A 4,984-nucleotide genomic window follows, 5' to 3' on the forward strand; every position below is an offset into this window, starting at 1 on the left:
AGCCGGTACGGCAGCAGCGAGCGCAGCACCACGTCCCCGGAGTCCTCACCGGTCGGCCGCACCTCGCGGACCTCCCCCGCCGCCGCCCGGACGGGGTTCGGGCGCTCGGCCACCTCAGGCCGTCCGGGGCGCGGCGGGGTGCCGCCAGGCGTCGGCCGGGACGAGCTCCAGCCAGCCGTCCGGGCCGGGCGGCAGGTCGGGCCAGCGGAGGCCGACGGCGTACCGCGCCGACTCCACGTCCAGCCGCTGGTCGGCGTGGACCACGCCCAGCACGTACGCGGTCGCCGGGGTGATCCGCGGGGTGCGCGCCGCGGTGGCGGCGGTGACGGCGGCGTCCGCCGCCTCCTGCTGCCGGGCCAGCACCAGGTCCAGCTCGTCCAGCTCGGAGGACGGGCGGCCGCACACCTCCAGCGCGTACCGGGCCCGCTTCACCAGGATCCGCAGCCGGGCCCAGGGCGCGTCGTCGGCCGCCAGCGCGGTGTCCGCGTCCGTCGCCCCGCGAGACGGCGGCACCGTGCCCAGCCGGCGCAGCCCGTCCCCGCCGTACGGCGTCGCGGCCCGCTGCAGCGGCAGCTGCTGGGCGCCCGCGGACAGCGCGGCGAAGGCGGCGGCGGCCTGCGGCAGCAGCACCGCCGGGGCCCGGCCGCCCGCCAACTCCACCAGCGGCGCCTCGCCGACCAGCAGGGTCATCCGGTCCGCCAGCGCGTGCAGCCGGGCGGAGCGGAGCTCCTGGAGCACCGTGGAGTGCGCCCTGGTCCGGGCCAGGGTCAGCTGCCGGTCCAGCAGCGCCCGCGCCTTGGGGGCGCCCGCGTGGCCGGCCAGCATGCCCGTCCCGTCCGGGGCGGTGCCGCTCAGCGAGTCCAGCGCGCCCAGGAGCCGGGCCGAGCGGCGGACGTAGCCGGGCTCCAGCGCCAGCAGGTTGAGCAGCCAGCGCAGCTCCGTGCGCGACTCCCGCGCCCAGGTCTGCTCGAAGACCGAGCCGAAGGTGTGCAGCAGCCCGCCGATCCGCCGGACGGCCCGCAGCAGGTCCGAGGTGCCGGCCGACGGGACGGTCGAGGCCGTCCCGGGTCTGGCACCGACCTCGCCCACCGCCAGCGGCAGCGCGCGCAGGAAGGCGCCGGCCTGGGCGGTGAGGTGGCGGGAAAGGATGTCCCCGGCGGTCGCTGTGGAGGCCGCCTGGGCCGTCATCGGCGCTTCGGTCATGGCGTGGTAGATCCCCGTTCCCCCGGGGCGGTCCCCCGGAGCTGGTGGCCCGGCCGCCGGAACAGGTCCCCCTCGGGCCTCGAAGGGCCCGACTGCTCCGGCGGCTCGCATCAGTGGGCGCGTCAGCGCGAGGCGGCGGCCCGGCGGCGCTGGCGCGAGTCGATCAACAGGTCCTGGACGTGTCGCAGCGGCCGGCCCTCGGCGTCCTGCGAACGGCGGGTCCACGCGCCGTCCGGCCCCAGGTGCCAGGACTCGGTCTCGTCCGACACCCCGAGGTCGATCAGCCCGGACAGCTCGGCGCGGTGCGCCGGATCGGTGATCCGCAGCAGCGCCTCGATCCGGCGGTCCAGGTTGCGGTGCATCATGTCGGCGCTGCCGATCCAGACCTCCGGATCGCCGCTGTTGCCGAACACGAAGATCCGGGAGTGCTCCAGGAAGCGGCCCAGGATGCTGCGGACCCGGATGTTCTCGCTCAGTCCCGGCACGCCCGGGCGGATCGCGCAGATCCCGCGCACCCAGACGTCCACCGGCACCCCGGCCTGGGAGGCCCGGTACAGCGCGTCGATCACGGCCTCGTCGACGATCGAGTTGACCTTGAGCTTCACGTAGGCCGGACGGCCCGCCCGGTGGTGGGCGATCTCGTTGTGGATCCGCGAGACCAGCCCGTCGCGCAGGCCGCGCGGCGCGGTCAGCAGGCGGCGGTAGGACTCGCGGCGCGAGTAGCCGGAGAGCCGGTTGAACAGGTCCGAGAGGTCCGCGCCGACCTGCGGGTCGGAGGTCAGCAGACCGAGGTCCTCGTACAGCCGGGCCGTCTTCGGGTGGTAGTTGCCGGTGCCGACGTGCGAGTAGCGGCGCAGGGTGTCGCCCTCCTGGCGGACCACCAGCGAGAGCTTGCAGTGGGTCTTCAGCCCGACCAGGCCGTACACCACGTGGCAGCCGGCCTCCTCCAGCTTGCGGGCCCACTTGATGTTGGCCTGCTCGTCGAAGCGCGCCTTGATCTCGACCAGCACCAGCACCTGCTTGCCGGACTCGGCCGCGTCGATCAGCGCGTCGACGATCGGCGAGTCGCCGGAGGTGCGGTACAGGGTCTGCTTGATCGCCAGCACGTCCGGGTCGGCGGCGGCCTGCTCCAGGAAGGCCTGCACCGAGGTGGAGAAGCTGTCGTACGGGTGGTGCAGCAGGACGTCGCGCTCGCGCATCGCGGCGAAGATGTCCGGCTGGGAGGCCGACTCGACGTCGGTCAGCCCGCGGGCCGTACCGGCCACGAACTTCGGGTACTTGAGCTCCGGGCGGTCCAGCTCGGCGATCCCGAACAGCCCGGTCAGGTCCAGCGGCCCGGGCAGCGGGAAGACCTCCGCCTCGGTGATGTTCAGCTCCCGCACCAGCAGGTCCAGGATGTACGGGTCGATCGACTCCTCGACCTCCAGCCGCACCGGCGGGCCGAAGCGCCGCCGCATCAGCTCCTTCTCCAGGGCCTTGAGGATGTTCTCGGTATCGTCCTCCTCCACCTCCAGGTCCTCGTTGCGGGTGACGCGGAAGGCGTGGTGGGCCAGCACCTCCATCCCCGGGAAGAGCTCCTCCAGGTGGGCGCCCATGACGTCCTCCAGCGGGACGTACCGCTGGGGCGAGGCCTCCAGGAAGCGGGCCAGCGACTGCGGCACCTTGACGCGCGCGAAGTGCTTGTGGCCGGAGACCGGGTTGCGCACCACGACGGCCAGGTTGAGCGAGAGCCCCGATATGTACGGGAAGGGGTGCGCCGGGTCGACGGCCAGCGGGGTCAGGACGGGGAAGATCTTCTGCCGGAACAGCGTGTGCAGCCGGGCCTGCTCCTTCTCGGCCAGCTCCGACCAGCGGACCACCTCGATGCCCTCGGCGGCGAGGTCCGGCAGCACCTCCTGCTGGAAGGCGGCGGCGTGGCGGGCCATCAGCTCGCGCGAGCGGGTCCAGATCAGGTCCAGCACCTCGCGCGGCTGGAGGCCGGACGCGCTGCGCTGGGCGACGCCGGTGGCGATCCGGCGCTTCAGGCCGGCCACCCGGACCATGAAGAACTCGTCCAGGTTGCTCGCGAAGATCGCCAGGAACTTCGCCCGCTCCAGCAACGGGATGCCCGGGTCCTCGGCCAGCTCCAGGACCCGCTCGTTGAACGCGAGCCAACTGCGCTCGCGGTCCAGGAAGCGGCCCTGCGGCAGTGCTTCGAACTCCTCGTCGTCCGTGGCCGGCAGCTCCGGCGGGACGCCCAGCGCGCTGGACATCCGGGCCGTCGGCGACAGCGGGGCAGAGACGGGGCGGGGGATGCTCATGGGCTCCAGCTCCTCCAGCAGCAGGACGGCGTCCGGACGCGATGGGCTCTGCGGGCCGTCGCCCTCGCCCCGGGCCGACCCCGGGGACAGCGCCCATCCTCCGGGCGCGGTCCGTACAGGACCGGCCGGTGCGTGGCGGTCGACTCTGCACGAGCGAGACACTACGGACTTCATCCTGTGATCTTCGCGGCAGCAATTGAATCCACGGTAAACACCGCATGGCCAGGAGGAAAGCTGAGTCGGTCGGGGCAAGGGGCAGCACCGTCCCGTCCCCCGTCCGGCGGCTCCGATTCACCTTCGCCCGGAGCCGCCGGAGGGGCGTGCGGCGGCTAGGCCTGCCGGTCGGCGCGGTACGGGGCCCGGTACATGAGGTCCACCTCGTGGATCGCGAATCCGAGGCGCTCGTAGACCCGCACGGCGGCAGGGTTGTCGGCGTCGACGTAGAGGAGGACGGTGTCCAGTCCGCGCTCGCCGGGGCCGGTGCCGGTCAGGTGGCGCAGGCCCGCCGCGGTCAGCGCGCGACCGAGGCCGCTACCCTGCTCGGCCGGGTCCACCCCGACTACGTACACCTCGCCGAGCTCGGGCTCGGTCGCGGTGGCCGGGTGCACCTTGGTCCAGTGGAAGCCGACCACCTTGCCGTCCCGGGTGGCGAGGAAGAAGCCGGCCGGGTCGAACCAGGGCTCGGCGATCCGCTCGGCCAGGTCCTGCTCGGTCCAGGCGCCCTGCTCCGGGTGGTGGGCGAAGGCCAGGGCGTTCAGCCGCAGCCACTCGGCGTCGTCCTCGCCCGGGCGGAAGGTGCGGAGCTCGATGCCCGCGGGGACGGCCACCTCCTCGGTCTGCCGACCGGTGCGGCGCATCTGCCGCAGCTCGCGGACGAGTTCGGCGCCGTACGCCTCGGCCAGGTGCCGGGCCGCCGGGTGGCCGCCGTGCACCCAGAAGTCCACCGCGTCGCGCCCCTGCTCGTGGGCCTGCGCCAGCACCGCGTCCACCAGCGGACGGGCCAGGCCGCGGCCGCGGGCCGCCGGATCGACCACCAGCTCGGCGGCGGGGTTCGCGGTCGGGTTCTCCGGCACTTCGAGCTGGCCGTAGCCGAGGACGGCTCCGGTCCCGGGCTCGGTCCCGGGCTCGGTCCCGGGCTCGGGCTCGGCTTCGACGAGGTGGATGACGCCCGGGCGCGGGGTCTCCGCGTTCCGCAGCCGGAGCCGGCCCTGCTCGGACACGGCGGCCCGGCCGTCCACCGCCTGGGCCTCCGCCAGAACTCGCAGGGCGCCGTCGCGCTGCTCGGGCCGGAGCACATCGTTCGCAGTGACCGCTGTCTGATCGTCCATGCCCCGACGATACGTCACCGGAAATGCGAAGAGCCCCTGATCCGAATGGATCAGGGGCTCTTCTGAAGAATTGTTCGGCGGCGTCCTACTCTCCCACAGGGTCCCCCCTGCAGTACCATCGGCGCTGTAAGGCTTAGCTTCCGGGTTCGGAAT

3 protein-coding genes and 1 rRNA gene are annotated in these 4,984 nt (G+C 73.7%); all 4 read right to left on the reverse strand.

Annotation, left to right across the window (positions count from 1 at the left end):
- Positions 1-114: 114 nt before the first annotated feature.
- Positions 115-1,203 (reverse strand): CHAD domain-containing protein, encoded by a 1,089-nt coding sequence (locus ABZW03_RS37160; protein ID WP_355268742.1) that lies wholly within the window; start codon positions 1,201-1,203, stop codon positions 115-117.
- Between the two features lie 122 nt (positions 1,204-1,325).
- On the reverse strand, positions 1,326-3,503 hold the full coding sequence (locus ABZW03_RS37165; RefSeq protein WP_355268744.1) for an RNA degradosome polyphosphate kinase: 2,178 nt from the start codon (positions 3,501-3,503) through the stop codon (positions 1,326-1,328).
- Positions 3,504-3,832: 329 nt separating this feature from the next.
- On the reverse strand, positions 3,833-4,831 hold the full coding sequence (gene mshD, locus ABZW03_RS37170) for a mycothiol synthase (protein ID WP_355268746.1): 999 nt from the start codon (positions 4,829-4,831) through the stop codon (positions 3,833-3,835).
- 72 nt (positions 4,832-4,903) lie between these two features.
- Positions 4,904-4,984, reverse strand: a 5S ribosomal RNA gene (rrf, locus tag ABZW03_RS37175); the annotation flags it as partial.

Origin of the sequence: Kitasatospora sp. NPDC004799 (assembly GCF_040609095.1) — a bacterium.
In the GTDB taxonomy this organism is placed as follows: domain Bacteria; phylum Actinomycetota; class Actinomycetes; order Streptomycetales; family Streptomycetaceae; genus Kitasatospora.